We start from the raw sequence: 22,863 nt of genomic DNA, 5'->3' as shown, positions 1-22,863 counted from the left end.
ATTAATTTTTTCATTTTACTAAGAGGCATCTCTAGTGTCTGACGCATCCAAAAAAATGTTTAAAACGCTGACTCCTTTAGCGTTATTCGTTGCATCACAGTGTTCTATTGCGAACGCTGCGGGTACAATTCAAATTGTAGGTCCGGAAGGAAAGGATCAAACCGTCAGTTCACAGGTAGTGACGCCATTACAATCAACAAGAACCGCTACTGTTACATCACAAAACTCAGCATTAGAAAAACAATCGGCAACGGCAGCGACAAAAGTGTATGGGCCAACAAGAGAAGATGAAACCTTGTGGTCGATTGCAAGTCGAGTAAATCCATCGAATACCACATCAGTTCAGCAAACCTTATTAGCTATCTATCGTTTAAATCCCCAGGCTTTTGAAAATAACAACATTCATGGATTAGAGCCAAATAGCCGTTTACGTTTACCGACATTAGAACAAGTTCGTCGTGAAAATACAGATGATGCGAAACAATTATTGCTTGCGCATAGTAAAAAATCAGTAGTTACAAAAGCGCCTGAAGCTAAAGTAGAAAAAACAGAATCAAAATCAACAGTAGCACCAATTAAAACAGAAACGAAAACTCAAGAACCAAAAACCGTTAAGGATACGGTTAAATTAATTGAGCCTGTTGTTGAATCAGTTCCTTCAGTGGTGGCTCTAAAATCTGGACTAGAGGCAACAGAGCAAGAGTTCACCGCGCTTCAAGAAAATAACCACCAGCTACGTGTACGATTAGCTGAAGTACAGCATGAAGTTGATAACTTAAAAAATGAATTAAGTGATGAAGATCGTATTCGGAATGAAGTCGAAAAATTCATTAATGAACAAAAACAGTTAGCGGTAGCAGAGAAAAAAGCAGAACCAAGCACAATGGATAATTTAGCGTCGAGTCCGGGCTTAATTGCATTGCTTGCACTTATTCCAGGTGCGCTTATTGCTGGCCTAATTGCTTTCTTCTTATCTCGACGTAAGAAGGAAGAAGAGGAAGAAACGACAGAAAGCTCATCAGACACACCATTGCCGTCTGCATTAGCAATGCCAGAAGATAATTTTAATATGGGTGAGGATATTCCAGAAATTAGCTTAGATGATGATGACGATATCTTAGGTGATCTCAGCGATGATGAATTCTTATTTGGAAACGATGACTCAGACTCTAATGATGATTTGTTTGCTGAATTTGAAACAGAAAAAACAGATTCAGAAGATGATGATGACCCATTTGCTTCATTAGATGAGGATGATGATTTAGAGTCAATGCTATCTGATGATCTTGACCTTGATAGCTTAGATGATCTTGACGATGACCTTGGTATGTCTTCAAGTGCACTAACCGTTGATGTAGAAGAAAAAGCATTAGGCCTTGAAGAGATGGAAAAAGCACTTAATGATTTTGACAGTGATTTATTCTCAAAGAGCGATCTTGAAACGGAAGATGACGATTTTGACTTAGCATTAATTGATGATTCCGATCTATCAACACTTGATAAATCAACGCCTGAATTAGACGAAAATGAAGATCTAGAGGGCGGGGAATTAGATCAATCAATGCTTGATGATTTGTTCTCATCAATGGATGCCGATGAAGAAGAGTCAGAACTAGATCAAGGCTGGGACCTTGATGAAAAAGAAGAAACAAAACTAGTTTCTGAGCCAAACCGTGATTCGCTTGAAGATGAGTTAGATTTCAAAACATTGCTTTCCGGTATTGAAGATAAACCAGAAGAAAACGCTGAAAGTATCGATTTGGATAGTGATACAGAAATGTTTAATGAGTTATTAGATGACTCAAATGATAAAGATAACATTAGCTTAAATACTGAAGACGATCTTGATTTAGATGTGAATGAAGACAGTACAGCATTATTGGATGATCTGTTAGACGAATCAGACGATGAAGACGATCTTGATTTAGATGTTGATGAAGACAGCACATCATTGTTGGATGAGTTACTGGGTGAAGATGATGAACTAACTGATGAAGATGATATTGAAATTGATGACGATAGCACTTCATTACTTGATGAGTACTTATCAGAAGGTGACGACGACGATATTAAGATTGATGAAGACAGCACCGCCCTATTAGATGAGCTAATTGGCGATGATTCTGAAGAAGGTGATGAAGCGCTGGGAAAGACTGGCGATGATGTTGACGTTGAAGGTGTAGCAGCATCAGAATCGCTTTCAGAAGACACGCCTAGAGATGAAGATTGGTTAGTTGAAGCTGAAGAGGATGAAATCGATGATATCCCATTGTTTGAGTCAGAGTTAGTATCAAAACCAGAACCAGAACCATCATTGGATCTTGATAACTCATTAGAAAAGACAGAGGCAGAAGAAAACGCATTTGCTAATTTAGAAGATGACTTGGAAGCCGATGAAGTAACAACGCTTTCACCAGAAACTGAAGAAGCAGACATCGAAGAGAGTATAGCGTCTGGGTTAGATGAAGATACTGATTTCTCGTTTGACCTTGATGAGTCTTTAGAAGAAACAGAGTTGAATGAACTTCAAGCTGAAGAGCCAGTTGAGCTAGAAGACGATCTGTTAACAGAAGAAGTACTCACTGAAGAAGCGCCGTTAGTCGTAGAGGCAGAAGAAGACGTATTTGCGAATTTAGAAGATGACTTGGAAGCCGATGAAGTAACAGCGCTTTCACCAGAAACTGAAGAAGCAGACATCGAAGAAAATACAGAGTCTGAGTTAGATGAAGATACTGATTTCTCGTTTGATCTTGATGAGTCTTTAGAAGCAACAGAGTTGAATGAACTTCAGACTGAAGAGCAAATTGAGTTAGAAGACGATCTGTTAGCAGAAGATGCGATAACAGGAAATGCCCTTGAGGAAGAAACTCTAGCGGTAGATAGTGCGTCAGAAATTGAAGATGATCTTGATGAAAATGATTTCTCATTAGATGATTTTTTAGAAAGTAGTGCGGTTGATTTTTCACAGCCTAATGATGATTTAGATGAAGAAGCAGATGAAGATCATCTGGAAGGATTATCGATTGAAGATGCGTTAGCTGCTTTAGAAGACGATATTGATGCCACCGAAGATGACAAACCAGAAGAGTCATTAACTGTTGAAGATGAGAAAGAAGTCGCGCCCTTTGATTTTCATTCACGAGTGTCAGATGAAGAAAAAGAAGCGTTAACTCACTTAGATAGTGCTGGTTTAGACATTGATAGCATGATTGATGATGGTGCTAGCGATTGGAGTGGATTCAATCTTGATAATACATCAAGCATGGACTCTGAGGTGGAAGATGAAGATTGGGCAGAACAACCAAACTTCGCTAATGATCCCCATGGTGATGATCGCTTTTTAAGTATTGAAGCACTAATTGCAGAAACTGAAAACGGAGATAAATCAACCTTCGAAGAAGAAGACCTTAATTTAGATGTTGGGTTAGATGACTTTCCCGATATGCTAGGTAACGTAGGCTCTCATGATGTTGATGTAAATAGTGACGTTCAAAGTAAGCTTGATTTAGCGAGAGCCTATATTGAAATGTCTGATGATAAAGGTGCTTTAGAGTTACTTGAAGAGGTTCTTCGCAGTGATGATGCGCAACTAAAAGTTGAAGCTGAAAAATTAATGAAGCAACTAGGCTAACTTTAAGAAAACAATCTTAAAAAAGGCGGTGGCAGTGAGCCCCGCCTTTTTTTATAATGACGTATAATTGAATAAAAAGAATCAAATCTCATGCGAATAGCTTTATGTATTGAATACGATGGTGCCGATTACTATGGTTGGCAGCGTCAGAAAGACGTTAATAGCGTCCAGGCGGAATTAGAAAAAGCCTTAACAATTGTTGCAAATGAACCAATTGAAGTGATGTGTGCAGGTAGAACAGATGCTGGTGTGCATGGTACCGGACAAGTTGTTCATTTTGATACAACAAGTACTCGCAAACTCGCAGCATGGATGATGGGAGCGAACGCTAATTTGCCAAAGAACATCGCCGTTCGTTGGGCAAAGGAAGTGAACGACGATTTCCATGCTCGTTTTACAGCAACAGCGCGACGTTACCGATATATTATTTACAACAACCGTCTTCGTCCAGCAATCTTAGGGCACGGTGTTAGTCATTATCACGAACCGTTAAATGCAGACCTAATGCATCAAGCTGGGCAGTATTTACTCGGTGAGAATGACTTTACTTCTTTTAGAGCAATACACTGCCAATCTCGTAGTCCTTGGCGTAATTTGATGCACCTTAAAGTCACTCGTCATGGTGATTTTATTGTTATTGATATTAAAGCAAATGCCTTTGTTCATCACATGGTTCGTAACATTACTGGCAGTTTAATTCAGGTTGGTAAAGGCAAACAAAAACCAGAATGGATACAGTGGCTATTAGAAGCGAAAGACCGTAAATTAGCCGGAGCAACAGCAAAAGCAGAAGGACTATATCTCATTGATGTTGATTATCCGCAGGAGTGGGAACTACCGCGAGTACCACTAGGCCCATTATTTTTAGCTGATAACTGATATTACATCTATATTAAATACGCCTATTTAATAAACAAAAAGTTGATGTAGGTTCAATATTGAAAATAGGTACAACCAGTTTTTTATCTACACTGGCTGTTATTTATGGTTTAATCTAATTAATTGAATTTATTTCTCTTGCGATGGTGCGAGAGATCACTAATAGAAAGGTCGTCCATGAGTTGGCTTGAAAAGATTTTTAATACAAGCAATATTGTTAGTTCACGTAAAGCATCGATCCCTGAAGGGGTTTGGACGAAATGTACGTCATGTGAACAGGTTCTATATTCTGCAGAGTTAGAGCGTAACCTAGAAGTGTGTCCTAAGTGTGACCACCATATGCGCATGAAAGCACGTAAACGTTTAGAAACATTTTTAGATGTTGAAGGTCGTGTGGAAATTGGCCAAGAGCTAGAACCAAAAGATGTTTTGAAGTTTAAAGACTCAAAGCGTTATAAAGATCGTATTTCTGCTGCGCAAAAATCAAGTAATGAAACTGATGCGTTAGTGGTAATGAAAGGGACTCTATTAGAGCTTCCAGTTGTTGCTTGTGCATTTGAATTCTCATTTATGGGTGGTTCAATGGGTTCTGTTGTTGGTGCTCGCTTTGTTAAAGCGGTAGATGCTGCAATTGAAAATAACTGTCCTCTTGTATGTTTCTCTGCAAGTGGTGGCGCACGTATGCAAGAGGCACTTATGTCTCTAATGCAAATGGCAAAAACAAGTGCTGCTCTTGCACGTTTGTCTCGTAAAGGCCTACCATTTTTCTCTGTACTAACTGACCCAACAATGGGTGGTGTATCTGCAAGTTTAGCAATGCTAGGTGATATTAATATCGGTGAACCAAAAGCCCTAATCGGTTTTGCTGGTCGTCGTGTTATTGAGCAAACTGTACGTGAAGATCTACCGGAAGGCTTCCAACGTAGTGAATTCCTACTTGAGCATGGTGCGATAGACATGATTGTTGATCGTCGTGAAATGCGTCAACGTATTGGTGGCTTAATGGCTAAAATGACAAACCAGTTATCGCCATTAGTTGTTCCTGTTGACGGTGCAAAGTAAAAATTAAATCAAATGCGAGCAAGGTTGCTAGTTCTTACTTAAAACAGCAACCTAAGTCATATATACTGTCACTCTATTCCGTCAGTGAAGTAGTTGAATTATGACATCATTTGATTCTCCGAAAGCCACATCTGATTTATCGGTGTGGCTTCGTTATTTAGAAAGCATTCATACAAGTGCAATTGATTTAGGCCTTGAGCGCGTTCAGCGTGTTGCACAACGAGCAAAATTAACAAAACCAGCATCAACGGTAATTACAGTTGCAGGAACGAACGGCAAAGGTTCAACTTGCGCATTAATGGAATCTATTTTAATTAATGCGGGCTATCGTGTTGGTGTTTATAGCTCCCCTCACCTTATTCGTTATAACGAACGTATTCGTATTAATGGTAACGATTTATCTGATTCTCTTATCTCTCAATCTTTTGCTGCTATTGAAGCGTGGCGTAAAGAAACATCATTAAGTCTTTTTGAGTTCGGAACGCTATCTGCTTTGTGGGCGTTTAAAGCACATCAAGTTGATGTTGTCCTTTTAGAAGTTGGCTTAGGCGGGCGTTTAGATGCGACAAATGTGGTGGATCATGACGTTTCTATTATCACGAGTCTCGCGGTTGATCATGTTGATTGGCTTGGTGATGACATTGAAGTGATTGGTTTTGAAAAAGCAGGGATCTACCGCTCTGAAAAGCCAGCGATCTGTGGCCAACCAAATCCTCCATCAAGTGTCGCAGCTCATGCGGATGACATCGGAGCGGATTTATATCAAGTAGGCTACCAGTTTGATTATAGCGTGAATCCTGAGACGCAAACATGGACATGGAAAAGTGGGGCGTTTGATCTAGATAACTTACCGTTACCAAATTTACCTTTAGCGAATGCAGCAACAGCGATAATGGCGTTAGGTACGTCTGGATTAGAACTGAGTGATGTGAATATTGTCGAAGGTTTGAAACTTGCTAGTTTACCGGGCCGAATGCAGCGTTTAAGTCGTGGTAACGGAGAAGCTGAGCCAACAATTATTCTTGATGTTGCGCACAACCCACATTCAGCAAATTATCTCGTACAACAAATAAGACAGCGTTTCCCAAATAAGAAAGTACATGCAGTAGTCGGCATGTTACATGATAAAGACATTAAATCGACCTTGAGTGAGTTCACGGGAGTGATTGATGTTTGGTATCCTGCATCTTTATCTGGCCCACGAGCAGCGAATGCAAGTGAGTTAACTGCGGTTTTATCAGAAGAAATAACAGAATATTCATCACCAGTTGATGCTTTTAAAGTAGCCTTACAACAGGCTGAAAATGATGATTTAATTTTAGTCTTCGGTTCTTTCCATACGGTTGGTGAGGTATGGGATTACTGGAAACAAGAAGCATAAGGAACATAAGTGTCTAGTCCATTTCAGCGACGTCTAGTCGGAACTATTATATTGGTTGCTATTGGGGTAATTGTTTTACCTGATGTATTTGATGGTAAGAAAAAACACTACCAAGAAGAATTTGCAAGCATTCCAATTAAACCAGAGCTCTCTAAAGATGTAGAGCAATTTGAGATACAAGAGCCAGTAGATTTTGATGCTGAACTTCCTGGGGAGCCTGTAGAGGTGACCATTGAGTCGACAGAAGCAGAGCCAGAAAAAGAAGTACTTCACATTGTAGAGAAAAAACCAGCAGTTGAAGCACCGAAAATTGATTACGCAAAAAGCGCATGGATAATCCAGCTTGGCGTGTTTAGAAATGCAGATAATGCTCAAAATCTAGCGCTTAAATTACGTAAGCAAGGTTTCCAGGCGCATACTTTCCCTAAAGAACCTCAGAAAGGAGATTTAGTGAGAGTTGCTGTTGGCCCAGATATTTCAAAATCGGATCTTGAAAAACAACTACCGAAATTAAAAGAAATAACTGGCTTAAATGGTCAATTGCTTAAATTTACACCACTAAACCCATAAGAAAACGTTTGCGTAGCGGATTTTTCTGTTAAAATGCGCAGCAACAGAGAAAAGATAAATTATGATTTGGATCGATTTTGTCATTTTAGGTGTTATTAGCCTATCAGCTTTAATCAGTTTGGTTAGAGGATTTGTAAAAGAAGCATTGTCATTAGTGATATGGTTTGGTGCCTTTTTTGTTGCCAGTAACTTCTATCCTAAATTAGCAGCGTATTTTACAAATATACATGATGAAATGATAAGAAATGGCAGTGCGATAGCTGCCTTGTTTGTGGCAACCTTAATTGTTGGTGCTGTTGTTAACTATGTTGTTGGTCAATTAGTACAAAAAACAGGGTTGTCAGGAACAGATAGGATTTTAGGGATTGTCTTTGGTGGATTAAGGGGCGTGCTAATTATTGCAGCGGTTCTATTCTTCATTGATGCCTTTACGTCATTATCAGATTCAGAGTGGTGGAAGCAATCGCAATTAATACCTCAGTTTAAGGTTGTAATTGCGTGGTTCTTTGATTACTTAAAGGATACATCAAGTTTTCTTCCTGGCGCTAAATAGCGCCAGTTTTTTAGCAAATTGAGGACTCTAGGACATGTGCGGTATTGTTGGAATCGTGGGCGCAACACCAGTAAACCAGTCAATCTATGACGCTTTAACAGTGCTACAACATCGTGGCCAAGATGCTGCTGGTATTATTACCATAGAAAGCAATCGTTTCCGTCTGAGAAAGGCGAACGGTTTGGTGAAGGATGTGTTTGAAACAAAACACATGCAACGCCTACAAGGTAACGTTGGTATTGGACATGTTCGATACCCTACAGCAGGTAGTTCTAGTGCCTCAGAAGCACAACCTTTCTATGTAAACTCTCCTTTTGGGATCACATTAGCGCACAATGGTAACTTAACCAATGCGAATGAAATCCGTGAGACTTTATTTGAACAAGAGCGTCGCCATGTTAATACGACTTCTGATTCAGAAGTATTATTAAACATCTTTGCTCACCATCTTGATGAATCTAAGAATTACCCACTCACTCAAGACGATATCTTTAAAACAGTAGCTAAAGTACATGAACAAATTCGTGGTGCTTATGCGGTAACGGCAATGGTGATTGGTCATGGAATGGTTGCTTTCCGTGATCCAAATGGCATTCGTCCATTATGCCTAGGTAAACGTGAAGTAGAAGGCCGTACAGAGTATATGGTAGCGTCTGAATCCGTCGCTCTTGATGCTGTTGGTTTTGATTTTGTGCGTGACGTAGCACCAGGTGAAGCGATATATGCACCATTTGAAGGTGGTCTATATACACAACAATGTGCGCATGATCCAAAGTTAAATCCATGTATCTTTGAATTCGTTTACTTTGCTCGTCCAGATTCATTTATTGATAAAATTTCGGTATACAGTGCACGAGTTGAAATGGGTAAGCGTTTGGGTGAAAAAATCAAACGTGAATGGGAAGATCTAGAGATAGATGTAGTTTTACCTATCCCTGAAACTTCATGCGATATTGCCCTTGAGATTGCTCAAATTATTAATAAGCCTTACCGCCAAGGGTTTGTGAAAAACCGTTATGTTGGCCGTACGTTTATTATGCCAGGTCAGCAAGAACGTAAAAAATCGGTACGTCGTAAATTAAACGCTATTCGTTCAGAATTTAAAGATAAGAATGTACTGCTGGTTGATGACTCAATTGTTCGTGGTACTACTTCTGAGCAGATCATTGAAATGGCACGAGATTCAGGTGCTAAAAATGTTTACATGGTATCAGCTGCGCCAGAGATTCGTTTCCCGAACGTATACGGTATTGATATGCCAAGTGCAAATGAGTTAATTGCTCATGGTCGTGAAGTGGATGAAATCTGTAAGCAAATTGGTGCTGACGCATTAATCTTCCAAGATCTGTCAGATTTAGTTGATGCTGTCGGTTGTGGTAACCGTGAAATTGAACGCTTTGAAACCTCAGTTTTTAATGCGCATTATGTAACTGGTGATGTAGACCAAAATTACTTAGAGTATTTAGAAAGTTTACGTGGTGACGATGCAAAAAAAGATCATGAAGCTCAAAATGTAGCAAGCTTAGATATTTATAACGAAGAAATTTAAATTTCGTCTAAAGAAAAGCCTGTGATATCTGTTATCACAGGCTTTTTTTGTATGTGTGTCTATCCTGAAATGTGTTGTCGTATTAACTTGGTACGTGGCTACTTACGAAATCAATAAAAAGACGGACTTTTTCAGGTTGATGATCTTTATGGTTATAAATCATATAAATATCTCTAGGATTCGCTGACCAGTCTTTAAGAACGCGTACTAGTGAGCCATCAGCAAGGTATTGGCGGATCATGATATCTGGCATTAGCGTTATCCCTAAACCATCAGAACAAGCCATTCGAATTACATTAAGTTCACTCGCCTCAAAACGCCCAGCATCAGTAATTGTGACAGATTCACCATCATTATTCGTTAAACGCCAACGCATTAAAGGGTTGCCTTTTAATAAATGGTGTTCATGTAACTCTTGTGCGTGTGTTGGCTCTGAATTTGCTTCTAAATAAGCAGGGCTAGCGACTAAAATATCTTCTAAAGATCCAATTTGACGAGCAATAAGTGACGAGTCTCTTTGCTTTCCAACACGGAAAATAATATCCCAATCAGTTGGGTCAAGCTGTTCTGGTTGGTTGCTCATAGTTAAGTTAATACTGATATTAGGATAGATCAGCATAAACTTATTTAAGATAGGTTGAATCATGCGTTTGGTCAGGTTTGAGGGAGCTGCGATTTTTAATTTACCAGCAGCGCCGCGGCACTCTTCACCTAGGCATTCACTGGTATTAACTAAGGTCGCTAAAATTGGGGCGCATTCATCATAAAACTTTTGTCCCGCTTCTGTTAGTGATAACTTGCGAGCGTGGCGATTAAGTAAGCGAATATCTAAAGAATCTTCTAAGGCTTGAATCCGACGAGTAATTGTCGCAACAGGGATTAGGGTTTTTCTTGAGGCGGCAGTATAGCTGCCATTATCAACAACCTGTCGAAACAAATTTAAATCATCTAACTTCATTATATTAAGATACTCTCTGTTTTTTCGAGCGCTAAAGTGTAACTAAAACAGTAAGGGACGTGTTGTTATAAGTCAACTAAAGTGAAATTCTATAAATAAAAGAGCATTTTTGCTAATTTCTTCGCAGTTATTAATAATCTTATCTAAAAACATTTGTGCTCCACTCAATATAGAACTAAATTTATTTTAAGTAATAATAACAATAAAGGAAGTATCCATTATTTGCTAAGGAACGTGCAGAGGGTTGTCGTATGTCGATAGAGCAGTGCGAAAAAAATGTAGATGAAGTTAAAGCACCAGTAGAAGATTTACTTTTTAATAAAGATGTATTGATTGTTGATGACGATCCTGTTTTTCGATGTATGGTAAAAGCGGTTTTAGAAAGTTATTCATGCAATGTAAAAGAAGCCTGTAATGGCTTAGAAGGGCTGAAAATATTACAAAACGCATTACCTGATGTGTTGTTATGTGATTTAGCGATGCCAATCTTAAATGGCATCGAGTTTGTTGAGGAAGCCGTTTTAGAATACCCAATGTTGCCAATCATTGTCATTTCAGGCACTGGAGATATGCAAGACGTGGCCAAAGTGTTGCGTTTAGGAGCAAAAGATTTTTTAGTTAAGCCTATCAATGATATTTCTATTTTGATTAAATCATTGGTATCGGCGTTAAAGCTAAGTGAAGAGAGTTCTCAACGAATGCAGGACTTTTCTAGTCAATGGTTTAGAACATCAGAGCTTGATAAAAGCTGTAATGACGAATTTCATTGGCACTTAGAGCATTTACAAAATGAACCTAATATAGGCAGAGAACTTTTATTTGAGTTGTTGCCTGAGAGTGATGCTCAGCATGGAGATTGGAAACTTGGCTATCGTCTTCTTCAATCAACTGACGTCATGCCACTGATTTTTGATTACGAATGGTTATTAGATGGTCGTTTATTTTTCTATTTGGTGGATTCTAATACTGGTGGTGAGAGCAGTGTCGTTTCTTGCTTACTGATCCGGGCATTTTTTAATGATTTGATCCGAGATCAAAATATTACATTAAATACAATACCAAAAATGGTTGCTTCGATTGAAAAAGGAATGACAGCGATGGCACATTCTTCCCCTATGTCAGGGATGTTTGGGTATGTCGATTTTGCTGATGAGGCCATCTTTATTTTATCTGCAGGGCTTGATGCCGTATGGGATAATCAGAAAGAGCGCAGTGTGGTACGAGGAAGCGAACAATTAACTCAGGGAGCCGAAAATAACAAGGTACATCGTTTCCCTATTGCACAGCAAAATAGCTTACTTTTAAACAGTTTAGGGTGTAGCAGTTTTAAGCTTGAATTAAGTTCTTCATAGATTGATTGTTTAGTGATAGCCTCACGTTAGAGTATAGTTTTGGTTTAGAGAGACAGATTTGCATTTTACCCATAAGGCGTTTTGGTTTTTTATTGGCGTTATCGCATTAGTTCTAGGTCTTATTGGTGTATTTTTACCTCTCCTACCAACGACGCCATTTTTGATCCTTGCTAGCGCATGTTTTATGCGAGCTTCACCCCGAATCCATGCTTGGCTTATTACGGACCCTTATTTAGGCCCTCCTATTGTTGAGTGGCAGGCGTGTAAAACTATCAAGGCCTCCATTAAAAAGAAGGCGTTTGTAATGATAGTGCTTAGCTTTCTTCTCTCTATAATAATAGCGCCAATTTTGTGGGTGAAATTTTTATTGTTAGTATTAGCAATTACACTTCTATATTGGTTTTCAACCATCCCAAGTTCTTAATTTTTAAAATAATCGACTAGCGTAATAGGCATTAGAACAACTGCTCATCTCGACGGGTAATACTTGCTCACAACACAGAAAGTGAATAACATAAGTCGGTTAATTTTTTTTAATGCCGGATTTAGGCAGAATAGGACAAAATCATGTCGACAGAAACACTTGAACTGATTAAAAGCAGCATCAAATCTATTCCTGATTACCCAAAAGCAGGCATCATGTTCCGTGATGTAACTAGCTTGATGGAAGACCCAAAAGCATATCAAGCGACAATTCAACTACTTGTAGAGAAATATAAACAAGGTGGCTTTACTAAGGTTGTTGGTACTGAAGCGCGTGGTTTCTTATTTGGTGCGCCATTAGCGCTAAAGTTAGGTGTTGGTTTTGTTCCTGTACGTAAGCCTGGAAAACTTCCACGCCCGACAATCGCACAGACGTATGATCTTGAATACGGTACAGATACGTTAGAAATTCATACTGATGCAATTGTTGAAGGTGATAAAGTATTAGTGGTTGATGACCTACTAGCTACTGGCGGTACGATTGAAGCAACAGTAAAACTGATCCGCCAACTTGGTGGTGAAGTTGAGCATGCAGCATTTGTTATTAATCTACCAGAAATTGGTGGCGAAACTCGTTTAGAAGGTTTAGGCCTAAACGTATACAGCATCTGTGAGTTTGCTGGTCACTAATTCCTCATATACACAATAAATTGAGTGAGATCTCTCTATCAAGGGAGATCTCATTTTTTTGCTGTGCTACGATTTAGATCTATTTTATTTTGGGCTGTATTCTATGAGCTATCAAGTTCTGGCACGTAAGTGGCGTCCACATCATTTTAAAGATGTGGTTGGCCAACCTCACGTGCTTACGGCGTTGGAAAACGCACTTGACCATAATCGACTTCATCACGCTTACTTATTTAGCGGAACTCGTGGTGTGGGTAAAACCACCATTGCACGTTTGTTCGCGAAAGGGTTGAACTGTGAAGAAGGGATCACATCAACCCCTTGCGGTGTGTGTTCTACTTGTAAGGAAATCGACGAAGGACGCTTTGTTGATTTGCTTGAGATCGATGCTGCTTCTAGAACTAAAGTAGAAGATACTCGTGAACTGCTTGATAATGTTCAATACAAACCTGCGCGTGGTCGTTTTAAGGTTTATTTGATCGATGAAGTTCATATGCTGTCGCGCCATAGTTTCAATGCGTTATTAAAAACATTGGAAGAGCCGCCAGAGTACGTCAAATTTTTATTAGCAACGACCGATCCACAGAAACTGCCTGTAACGATATTGTCTCGTTGTTTACAATTCCATCTAAAGCACATCAGTGTTGATCAAATTCATGAGCAGCTAGATTTTGTTTTAGATAAAGAAGAAGTAACAAAAGACGCAAGAGCATTAGGCCTGATTGCTCATGCTGCTGACGGCAGTATGCGTGATGCACTGAGTTTGACAGATCAAGCGATAGCATTGGGTAATGGCTCTGTTACCACTGATATTGTTTCAGCGATGCTAGGCACTTTAGACACGGATCAAGCGGTTCGGATTTTAGAGGCTATAAGCACGAAAAACATGCAGACATTAATGAGCTGTGTGAATGATCTTGCTGATATGGGGATTGAATGGGATGGGTTAGCCAAAGAAATAGCGAACCAACTTCATAAATTAGCCATGTATCAAGCACTGCCGGCTACTTTGGATAAAACACAACCAGATGCAGAGCGTATTGAACTGTTAAGTGGCCAATTATCTCCACAAGAAGTGCAACTTTTTTATCAAATTGCCTTACAAAGCCGTAAAGATTTACCGTTAGCGCCAACGGAAAAAACGGGCGTTGAAATGATGCTGCTAAGAATGGTCGCGTTTCGTCCCGTTCATGCACAACAGTTAGATGCTCAGCCGATTGCTGTACCATCAACAGAGCCTCAAGTTGTTCAACCTATGGCAATGCCAAGACAGCAGTCAGCACCGCTTGTAGACTCAAATCCAGCAACGATGAGACCTCAAACGCCAGTTCAGCGTCAGGCATCTCAAATCGCTCAACCACAACAAGCTAATACTAAGAATCAATACGTACCACCAGTACAGTCAGAGCAACCACCTATGTATGATGCGCCGCCTATGGGGGATTCGCATCAATCAATGCAGCAAACGTCATCTTCTGTACCTCCTGTACAGCAAGAGCCTGCTGTTGCACCAAAAACGGGTTTGCTTGGCGTTCGTAACCAGTTACGCAGTGCAAAAAATAATTTAGCTAACACAAACAATGGTACTGGCTCAAAAAAGTCTAGTGCGGCATCCGATAAGAAAAAAACGAGTTCAGTGCTAGAACGCATTGCTGAAAAACAGCATTTAGCCCCTCGTGCTCAGGTGTCGCAAATTGGAAGTTCAGCAGCACAAGAGAAAAAACCAGAAGAGCCTTATCGTTGGAAATCAACACAACCTGAACAGAAAAAGGTCGTGAGTGATATTACTCCAACCAAGTTAAAGCAAGCACTAGAGCATGAAAAAACACCAGAGATGGTAAAATTACTGGTGGAAGAATCATCAAAGCAAGATGAATGGTCAGCACTGGCCATGTCATTAACCTTGCCAAAATTGGTTCAACAGTTAGTGTTAAATTCGTCGTTTGTTGAGAAAGACAACCAAGTAACATTACATTTGAGAGCAGCTCAGTCTCATTTGAATGGCGATAAAGCCAATGAATTGGTAGCTCAGGCATTGAGTCAGGCGCTTAATAAAGACATCACAGTATTGATTGATATTAGTACTGAGGGTACGACGCCTTTAGAATTACGTGAGCAAATGTATCAAACCAAATTACAAACGGCGTACCAAAGTTTACAACAAGATCCACACGTGAATTTCTTTATACAGAGGTTTGGTGCAGAAATGGATCAAGAAAGTGTAAGGCCGATTTAATTCGTTCTTATACAAATACAGTAAAATATACATATGGGTTGAAATTGTCATATTCATCCCCATTTTCTTAGTAACAAAGAAGTAAATTTAAGAGAGAATAATTATGTTCGGTGGAAAAGGCGGCATGGGCAACTTGATGAAGCAAGCCCAGCAAATGCAAGATCGCATGCAAAAAATGCAAGAAGAAATCGCAAACATGGAAGTAACTGGTGAATCAGGTGCTGGCCTTGTTAAGGTTACTATCACAGGTTCTCACAGTGTTCGTCGTGTTGAAATCGATCCAAGCTTAATGGAAGAAGACGAAAAAGAGATGCTAGAAGATTTGATCGCTGCCGCGTTCAATGATGCTTCTCGTCGTATTGAAGAAACACAAAAAGAAAAAATGGCTGGTGTTACTGGTGGAATGCAAATGCCACCAGGCTTTAAAATGCCATTCTAATTTATCTTAAATGATAAAAATCAAGACAGATTATTCATATTTATCTTGGTAAAATTAGGCGGCTAAGTGGCTGCCTTTTTCTTTTCTGGAATATAAAAAAACTATGCGAACAAGTGGTTTATTAGAACAATTAATGGAATCATTACGATGCCTACCTGGCGTTGGTCCAAAATCAGCTCAACGAATGGCGTTTCATCTTTTACAACGTAACCGTCAAGGGGGAATGCAACTGGCGGACTCTTTGTCTCGTGCGATGTCTGAGATTGGACATTGCTCAGAATGTAGAACATTTACTGAAGAAGATACGTGTGCAATTTGTTTAAATCCAAAACGTCAAGCCAGCGGTGAGTTGTGTATCGTAGAAAGTCCTGCCGATATCGTTGCGGTAGAAGCAACGGGGCAATTCTCTGGGCGTTATTTTGTTTTAATGGGGCATCTCTCTCCTCTTGATGGTATCGGTCCAAGTGATATCGGTTTAGATTTATTTGACCACCGTTTAGGCCGTGGCGATATTACCGAAGTGATTTTAGCAACGAACCCGACGGTAGAAGGCGAAGCGACAGCTCACTATATTGCTGAAGTGTGTCAGGAGCACCAAGTCCCTGCAAGTCGAATTGCACACGGTGTCCCTATGGGCGGAGAGCTAGAATTAGTGGACGGTACAACGCTATCTCATTCTATTTTGGGGCGTCAGAGGCTGTACTAAGTGTATAGAAATAGTAGAGTAATTGGAGTATTGCACCACAACATGCTCCAATTAGGTGAGCCTCTATAGCAACGTTAGCATTTATTAAAGATATGGTAGAAGTACTTGCTCCAAAGTATTGTTCCCAAGCAATTTTAGCGACGACACCGACGAGTAATAACCACCCTGTACTTCGTTGCTGTTTGATGTCTTCAATCGCAGCCCAGATAAATAAGCCATGTAATACACCGGATAAGCCTACATAAGATTGGATAGGAGATAATAAGAGAAGTCCTCCAGTCATTAAACTGATAGAAAGCAGTAGGCCCCACAATTTTTTTGGATTTAATATGTCCTTAAAAATAAAACAAAATACCATTAGTGCGGCAGCATTCATTATTAGGTGAGCAAGGTTAGTATGGGTAAAGTTACCCGTAATTAATCGCCAAACCTCGCCTTGTAGAATTAAGTTTCTGTCCCAAGTAAAAAAATCAGATACTGGTGTTAGTTGTGCAAACCCAAGTATAACTAAAATGGGAAAAAGTAATTTCAACAAAACAAAGGTTCCTTGTGATTCGATTTTGTCTTCAATGTTTAAAAACAAAAAAAGCCTGTATTTGTAAATGGATAACCCCGATCTCTACTGAGATTGAACTCATCATACTACAGCATCCAACAGAAGCTAAGCGACCATTAGGGACAGCAAAGATCCTATCGCTAAGTTTGGCAAACTGTCGCACTTTTATTGGTGAGAATTTTACTGAGCATTCTGAATTAAACCAATTATTAAGTGATGATAATTATCAGCATCAAGTGCTTTTTTTAGACAACACAAGCCAGGTGATTTCATCGGCATCGAATACATCAGAGAAAAAACAGCGTGTAATTTTATTGGATGGGACGTGGAAGAAAGCCTACAAGATGTGGCAGCTCTCGACGAATCTGCATTCATTACACAAGGTGCATCTTGATACTGAGTTATCGGGCAATTATCGTGTTCGAAAAGCGCCAAAAGACAACGCTCTATCAACAGCAGAAGCGGGTTACCATGTACTCAGTCAATTAGATAATGAATCGATAGCATCAGAAACTGCCGATAAATTTGGTTCGATTCTAACGGCTTTTGACAACATGATAGAATTTCATATTAGCCAAATGCCGGAAGGGGTGTATCAAAAGAACTACCGTTCAGAGTAGTTCTTTTATTGTTCGGTATTCGATCAGATAGGAACAAAAAGCTGATTATATAAACGCTGAGCATAACCATCGGTCATGCCGGCAATATAGTCAGCAATCACTCGATGCGCATTACCACCTGACATCATTGCTTCTTGCCATTCTCGTTTATCATTTTCAGGCAATAAACGTTCAGGATCAGAATTTAACGCATCAAATATTTCCATCACAATTTGCTGACCTTTGTACTCAATCCGTTGCATTTCAGAGTGGTGAATTACGTATTTACCTACAAACTTTTTAAGCACTTCTAAGGCATAAGTCATGGACGGGCTTAAATATGCATTCCAACGCAGTAATTCTGAATCGAACTCAGGCTCTTCCTCGAACGTCGTTTTTTTAATACTAATAGAGGTTAATAATGCATTTACAATACTACCAATCCCATCTTTACGTTGATATTGAAGACCTGAAAACAGCTTGTCACTGATGGTTTCAATATTAGCTTCAAACCATTCATCACCACACTCGGCAAGCTTACTTGCTACAGATTCTTGCCATTGGTTACGAGTGACAATCCCCATCACTATTGCATCTTCTAAGTCATGAACACCATAAGCAATATCATCAGCCAGTTCCATGATTGAGCAATCAATGGATTTAAAGCGTGTTTTTCTATGGCTATTATCGCCTTCTTTTTGGAACCGAAGTGTAGATAGCAGGGCTTTATCGTGATCAGATAGTGGGGTCAAAACCCAATTTAGGATCTGTTCATCATCACGGTAAATTCCTTTCGGTGGATGCCATTCAATGGATTTTAAGTGACGTAAGTTAGTGACCGGTTCAGGGTGAAAGCTAGAGTGAACTTGGTCTAAAAATGCAGGGTATTTTAGAACACCAAGTAGAGTTCTTCTTGCTAAGTTCATACCGAAATGTTCAGTATAAGGCTCTAGTTTACTTAAAATTCGTAACGTCTGCCCATTGCCTTCAAACCCGCCATGATCACGCATCATATAATTAAGCGCAATCTCACCACCATGACCAAAAGGAGGGTGGCCTATATCATGAGCTAAACAGATACTTTCCATTAAACTGGTAGAGGTTAATAGGTTACGAAACTCGGGCTGCCTTAATTTAAGTTGTGCAACTACACCAGTGCCAATTTGTGAAACCTCTAAAGAATGTGTTAAGCGCGTGCGATAAAAATCATTGGCACTGCCTGGACCGTGAACTTGAGTTTTTGCTTGAAGGCGACGAAAAGCAGCAGAATGGAGAATACGAGCACGATCTCGTTGAAAAACGCTGCGCTGATCATTACGACGTAACTTTTGTTCGTTACTTATGCGATCTTCCCATTGTGGGGACAGAGTAATATTGGTTGGTTTATTCATTATTATTGTTCTCACAGTTATTACTATCTCTATATCATTACAGCCTTGTTACAAAAAGATCAATGAGTTATTTAAAAAAGAGAAGAAGAGCACAGGCCTAAAGTAGAATGATTTCGCGAATTAAATGGCATTGCTATAATGATTTTTTGGCCAATAAATGGACTTAGACCATGAACAGTGTCGTTAATTTATCGTATGAATTTGAGCAGCTTCAACAGGCATATCAAGCGTCTCCTTACCCTGAAAAAGAAGATCGGCTATCACTACTTATCAAATTAAAAGCGGCGCTTTTAACTGAAAAATGGGCTTTAGTCTCAGCACTTGAACAAGATTATGGGTTTAGAAGTCATTTTGATTCCAGTATTTGTGATTTGATGCCTTCCATTCAACACATCAATTATACGCTTAAGCGTTTGCCTAAATGGCTTAACGTTAAAAAACGCCATGCAGGACTATTGCTCTCTCCTTCAAAGGTGTCAGTGTGTTATCAGCCGCTTGGCGTTGTTGGTGTTATTGTCCCTTGGAATTTTCCTATCTATTTAAGTATAGCGCCTATTGTAACTGCAATTGCTGCGGGCAACCGTGTCATGGTCAAGTTAAGTGAATACACGCCTCAAACAAATCAAGTGCTTCGCCGTGTGTTCGCTGAGCTTTCTCAGCACGTTTGTATTATTGAAGGAGAGGGGGATGTCGCGGCAGAGTTCTCACAATTGCCTTTTAACCATCTATTATTCACAGGCTCAACTCAAGTCGGTAAGCTAGTCGCCAGTGCTGCGGCTAAAAATCTGACACCAGTGACTCTTGAGCTAGGTGGGAAATCACCAGTGATCATCGCAGAAGATGCCGATTTAACGTCAGCGGTAGATGCGATTATGCTTGGCAAATCTATGAATGCAGGCCAAATTTGCGTTGCGCCTGATTATGTCTTTGTTCCTAAAAATAAAGTGGATGACTTTATCTCGCTTTATTCTCGTCGATTTTTACAAGCTTTTCCTGAGAAAAAGGGACGACGAGAATACAGCCATATCATTAACCAAGCTCAATATAATCGTTTAAATAACTATCTTGATGATGCCCAAAAGAAGGGAGCCATAATTACGGCGATTGGTGATGTTGAGAAAATAGACGGGCGTTCATTCTTACCTCGTTTACTGACTAACGTAACAGACGACATGCAAGTGATGAAAGAAGAGATTTTTGGGCCGATATTGCCAATTATTGGTTATGACAAAATCGAAGAACCCTTGAATTATATTCAGGCGCGTCCCCGCCCATTAGCATTATATGTGATGTCATTAGATAAACAGCTGGTTAAAGACATTAGTCAGAAAACACACAGTGGTGGCTTAGCCGTTAATGACACTATGATGCATGTGGCTGCTGATGATGCTCCTTTTGGAGGCATTGGTGATTCAGGCGTAGGGAGTTACCATGGCATTGAAGGCTTTCAAACCTTCTCTCACGCTAAAACCATATTGAATACACCAAATTGGTTACCAAGAGCAAGGTTGCTGTTAAAACACAAAAAATGGATGCTAAAAATCTTAAGTCGTAAATTTATGAGCTAATAAGCCCAGTTTATAGGGGTTTGTTAGGGGTTAACGGTTGGCAAATGAGGGGAACAGTCGTATGATTTGTTTCCCTTTTTTCAATGTGAATAATGACCTTTATGTCTCAGCATCAACCTGTCCAAGGTGCCTCTTGGATGTTAACTGCAGGCCTTGCCTTTGCGATAGTTAACAGTATTGCTCAATACGTCAGTATGAACTTTGGCTTACCATCAACCATGGTAGCACTGGTTCAATACGCGATAGCACTTGTTGTTATTTTGCCGTATTTACGCACATTAGGGCTGCGTAATTCACTTCGTACTGAGCATTTTGGTATGCATGCGCTGCGTGTATTCTTGTCGGTAATTGGTATTCAACTGTGGTTGTGGGCATTAGCTTACCCAGTTCCGATTTGGCAAGGCATCGCCCTTTTAATGACCTCTCCTTTATTTGCGACTATTGGCTCTGGCTTATTCTTAAAAGAGAAAGTCGGTGCGGCTCGTTGGTGTGCAACATTAGCTGGTTTTGTTGGGGCGATGATTATTCTTGAGCCATGGGCAGATAGCTTTACATGGGCAACACTATTACCTGTTGGCGCTGCTTTCTTCTGGGCTTGTTATTCGTTAATGGTTAAGAAGATGTCGTCAAACGATTCACCATCGACTATGGTAGTGTATCTTTTGGTTCTTATTACCCCATTTAATATCTTATTGGCGTTACCCGATTGGCAAACACCAAGCGGTATGAATGTGTGGCTATTGCTATTTGGCGCTGGTGTAATGACGGCATTGGCGCAATGGGCTATCGTAAAAGCCTATGCTGTTGCTGATGCGTCGTTTGTGCAGCCGTTTGATCACGCTAAATTGCCATTAAATGTGTTAGCTGGGTGGGTAGTATTTGGTTGGGCACCTCCAGGACGCTTATGGTTAGGTGCGGCAATAATCATAGCTTCTGTTGCTTTCATTACTCAATGGGAGCGTAAAAAGAAGCCTGTGATTAAGTGATCTATTCATTATTTTAATTTATTAAGAATAAGAAAAGCCGATTTAGCATTACAGTGTGCTAAATCGGCTTTTTATTTTGTATCTAGAACGATGGAGATGCGATATTACTTCACAGCGTCTTCTAGAATCTCACGTGACACTTCAAGGGTAATCGCTTGATGTTCACCTAATGCAACCATTCCGTGAGCTTCAAGTTGCTTGATGATGGCATCAATCGCTGTTGCTTTATCATCGCCATGTTCCGTTAACTCTGTTGGCGAGTTTAAGCTATGGTAGAAGGTTTCGATTTCAACAATAGTGCGCTCTGCTAAATCATCTGACATCTCTAAACCAAATACGTTTTTACCCATTTGCTCTAGTTTAGCGCGTTTTGCTTCGATTTGGTTACGAAGTAAAGATGGCTGAATGATAGATAAAGAACGAGCGTGATCAACATGATAAAGCGCAGTCAGTTCGTGACCAATCATGTGCGTAGCCCAATCATGAGGAACACCAGTACCAATAAGGCCGTTTAAAGCTTGGTTTGCTGTCCACATTAGGTTTGAGCGCCATTCATTGCTGTCACGGTTGTCGTATTGAGCGCCAAGCGTTAGTAAATTACGTAACAGCGTTTCTGCGTAGCCATCTTGAACCATTGCACCTGTTGGCATTGTTAAGTATTGCTCACAGGTATGAACCCAAGCATCGACTAGACCATTAATCAGTTGGCGCTCAGGTAATGTTTTCATTGAATCAGGATCAAGAACCGCAAATTTAGGTTGTACTGCTGCCGCCATGAAAGGCAGTTTAGTTTGTGTCGATTTTTGAGTGATTACTGCACCAGAATTAGATTCAGAGCCTGTTGCCGGTAGCGTTAAAATTGCGCCCAGTGGCACAGCTTCTGTCACGGTATGCTGACCAATTAGGATATCCCAACCATTACCGTCATATTTCGCTGCAGCAGCAACGTACTTAGAACCATCAATAACAGATCCGCCACCAACAGCAAGAATATAATCTACGTTTTCTGCTTTAACGATAGCAACCGCTTTGTCTAGTGTCTCAACTGTTGGGTTTGGCTCAACGCCTGAAAACTCGATCCAAGAATGGTTAGCCAGTGCTGTAACAACTTGGTCATAAACCCCATTTGTTTTAATTGAACCACCGCCATAAATGACTAATACTTTTTGGTCTTGTGGGATTGATGTAGCAATTGCCGCGATTTGACCTTGGCCAAAATGAATTTGTGTCGGGTTAACGTAAGAGAATTTCATTGCTGTACCTCATTTTTTCCAAAAGGTGATGTTCTATTTTCTAGAACTTATCATTTCAATAAGTGCATATTAGTATTCAATTGT

Annotated in this window: 20 protein-coding genes; 16 read left to right on the top strand and 4 right to left on the bottom strand. The window is 40.0% G+C overall.

Annotation, left to right across the window (positions count from 1 at the left end):
• The first annotated feature begins 34 nt into the window (after window positions 1-34).
• From F8B77_RS10805 to purF, 7 genes are all read left to right on the top strand, one after another.
• Window positions 35-3,631, top strand: coding sequence for a FimV/HubP family polar landmark protein (locus F8B77_RS10805; RefSeq protein ID WP_151655347.1), 3,597 nt, complete (start codon window positions 35-37; stop codon window positions 3,629-3,631).
• Between the two features lie 90 nt (window positions 3,632-3,721).
• Complete coding sequence (gene truA, locus F8B77_RS10800) at window positions 3,722-4,510, top strand: tRNA pseudouridine(38-40) synthase TruA (protein ID WP_151655346.1); 789 nt, start codon at window positions 3,722-3,724, stop codon at window positions 4,508-4,510.
• Window positions 4,511-4,687: 177 nt separating this feature from the next.
• Entirely contained in the window at window positions 4,688-5,572 is an 885-nt protein-coding gene (gene accD, locus F8B77_RS10790; RefSeq protein ID WP_151655345.1) for an acetyl-CoA carboxylase, carboxyltransferase subunit beta, read from the top strand.
• 100 nt (window positions 5,573-5,672) lie between these two features.
• Window positions 5,673-6,953: a bifunctional tetrahydrofolate synthase/dihydrofolate synthase gene (gene folC / locus F8B77_RS10785; protein ID WP_130048193.1), complete on the top strand. Its 1,281-nt coding sequence runs from the start codon at window positions 5,673-5,675 to the stop codon at window positions 6,951-6,953.
• Window positions 6,954-6,962: 9 nt separating this feature from the next.
• Complete coding sequence (locus F8B77_RS10780; RefSeq protein WP_130048192.1) at window positions 6,963-7,523, top strand: SPOR domain-containing protein; 561 nt, start codon at window positions 6,963-6,965, stop codon at window positions 7,521-7,523.
• A gap of 61 nt (window positions 7,524-7,584) precedes the next feature.
• Window positions 7,585-8,076, top strand: coding sequence for a CvpA family protein (locus F8B77_RS10775; RefSeq protein ID WP_130045486.1), 492 nt, complete (start codon window positions 7,585-7,587; stop codon window positions 8,074-8,076).
• 34 nt (window positions 8,077-8,110) lie between these two features.
• Complete coding sequence (purF, locus tag F8B77_RS10770) at window positions 8,111-9,625, top strand: amidophosphoribosyltransferase (protein ID WP_130048190.1); 1,515 nt, start codon at window positions 8,111-8,113, stop codon at window positions 9,623-9,625.
• Window positions 9,626-9,707: 82 nt separating this feature from the next.
• Here the strand turns inward: purF and F8B77_RS10765 are convergent, their stop codons facing one another.
• Window positions 9,708-10,583 carry a LysR family transcriptional regulator gene (locus F8B77_RS10765; RefSeq protein WP_130045484.1) on the bottom strand — a complete coding sequence of 292 codons (876 nt, stop codon included), beginning with the start codon at window positions 10,581-10,583 and terminating at the stop codon, window positions 9,708-9,710.
• Window positions 10,584-10,834: 251 nt separating this feature from the next.
• Between F8B77_RS10765 and F8B77_RS10760 the strand changes: the two genes are divergently transcribed.
• The 6 genes from F8B77_RS10760 to recR all read left to right on the top strand — a co-directional run bounded on the left by F8B77_RS10760 (window position 10,835) and on the right by recR (window position 16,426).
• Window positions 10,835-11,935, top strand: coding sequence for a response regulator (locus tag F8B77_RS10760; RefSeq protein ID WP_151655344.1), 1,101 nt, complete (start codon window positions 10,835-10,837; stop codon window positions 11,933-11,935).
• A 58-nt stretch (window positions 11,936-11,993) separates the two neighbouring features.
• Window positions 11,994-12,359 carry a YbaN family protein gene (locus tag F8B77_RS10755; protein ID WP_151655343.1) on the top strand — a complete coding sequence of 122 codons (366 nt, stop codon included), beginning with the start codon at window positions 11,994-11,996 and terminating at the stop codon, window positions 12,357-12,359.
• A gap of 143 nt (window positions 12,360-12,502) precedes the next feature.
• Entirely contained in the window at window positions 12,503-13,048 is a 546-nt protein-coding gene (gene apt, locus F8B77_RS10750) for an adenine phosphoribosyltransferase (RefSeq protein ID WP_151655342.1), read from the top strand.
• A 103-nt stretch (window positions 13,049-13,151) separates the two neighbouring features.
• Window positions 13,152-15,281 (top strand): DNA polymerase III subunit gamma/tau, encoded by a 2,130-nt coding sequence (gene dnaX / locus F8B77_RS10745; RefSeq protein WP_151655341.1) that lies wholly within the window; start codon window positions 13,152-13,154, stop codon window positions 15,279-15,281.
• A gap of 103 nt (window positions 15,282-15,384) precedes the next feature.
• A complete protein-coding gene (locus F8B77_RS10740) occupies window positions 15,385-15,720 on the top strand; it encodes a YbaB/EbfC family nucleoid-associated protein (protein ID WP_130045479.1) in 336 nt (111 codons plus the stop codon).
• Window positions 15,721-15,823: 103 nt separating this feature from the next.
• A complete protein-coding gene (gene recR, locus F8B77_RS10735; RefSeq protein WP_130045478.1) occupies window positions 15,824-16,426 on the top strand; it encodes a recombination mediator RecR in 603 nt (200 codons plus the stop codon).
• On the opposite strand, the gene rrtA is transcribed toward recR, so the two are convergent.
• A complete protein-coding gene (rrtA, locus tag F8B77_RS10730) occupies window positions 16,398-16,961 on the bottom strand; it encodes a rhombosortase (RefSeq protein WP_151655340.1) in 564 nt (187 codons plus the stop codon). The two genes, recR and rrtA, sit on opposite strands and share 29 nt — an antisense overlap.
• 14 nt (window positions 16,962-16,975) lie before the next feature.
• On the opposite strand from rrtA, the gene F8B77_RS10725 reads away from it, so the two are divergent.
• Window positions 16,976-17,602 carry a tRNA-uridine aminocarboxypropyltransferase gene (locus F8B77_RS10725; protein ID WP_151655339.1) on the top strand — a complete coding sequence of 209 codons (627 nt, stop codon included), beginning with the start codon at window positions 16,976-16,978 and terminating at the stop codon, window positions 17,600-17,602.
• 23 nt (window positions 17,603-17,625) lie between these two features.
• Here F8B77_RS10725 and F8B77_RS10720 read toward each other — a convergent pair whose 3' ends face one another.
• Complete coding sequence (locus F8B77_RS10720) at window positions 17,626-18,972, bottom strand: anti-phage deoxyguanosine triphosphatase (RefSeq protein WP_130045475.1); 1,347 nt, start codon at window positions 18,970-18,972, stop codon at window positions 17,626-17,628.
• Window positions 18,973-19,142: 170 nt separating this feature from the next.
• On the opposite strand from F8B77_RS10720, the gene F8B77_RS10715 reads away from it, so the two are divergent.
• Together F8B77_RS10715 and F8B77_RS10710 are read left to right on the top strand one after the other, a co-directional pair.
• Complete coding sequence (locus tag F8B77_RS10715) at window positions 19,143-20,540, top strand: coniferyl aldehyde dehydrogenase (RefSeq protein WP_151655338.1); 1,398 nt, start codon at window positions 19,143-19,145, stop codon at window positions 20,538-20,540.
• Window positions 20,541-20,641: 101 nt separating this feature from the next.
• Window positions 20,642-21,526, top strand: a complete 885-nt coding sequence (locus F8B77_RS10710) for a DMT family transporter (RefSeq protein WP_151655337.1) — start codon at window positions 20,642-20,644, stop codon at window positions 21,524-21,526.
• A 104-nt stretch (window positions 21,527-21,630) separates the two neighbouring features.
• Here the strand turns inward: F8B77_RS10710 and F8B77_RS10705 are convergent, their stop codons facing one another.
• Complete coding sequence (locus F8B77_RS10705) at window positions 21,631-22,779, bottom strand: iron-containing alcohol dehydrogenase (RefSeq protein WP_151655336.1); 1,149 nt, start codon at window positions 22,777-22,779, stop codon at window positions 21,631-21,633.
• Between the last annotated feature and the right edge of the window lie 84 nt (window positions 22,780-22,863).

The sequence above is a fragment of the Aliivibrio finisterrensis genome, assembly GCF_008933155.1.
Lineage (GTDB): Bacteria > Pseudomonadota > Gammaproteobacteria > Enterobacterales > Vibrionaceae > Aliivibrio > Aliivibrio finisterrensis.
The sequence above is the reverse complement of the archived record's forward strand: the minus strand, read 5'-3'. Positions and strand labels throughout refer to the sequence as shown.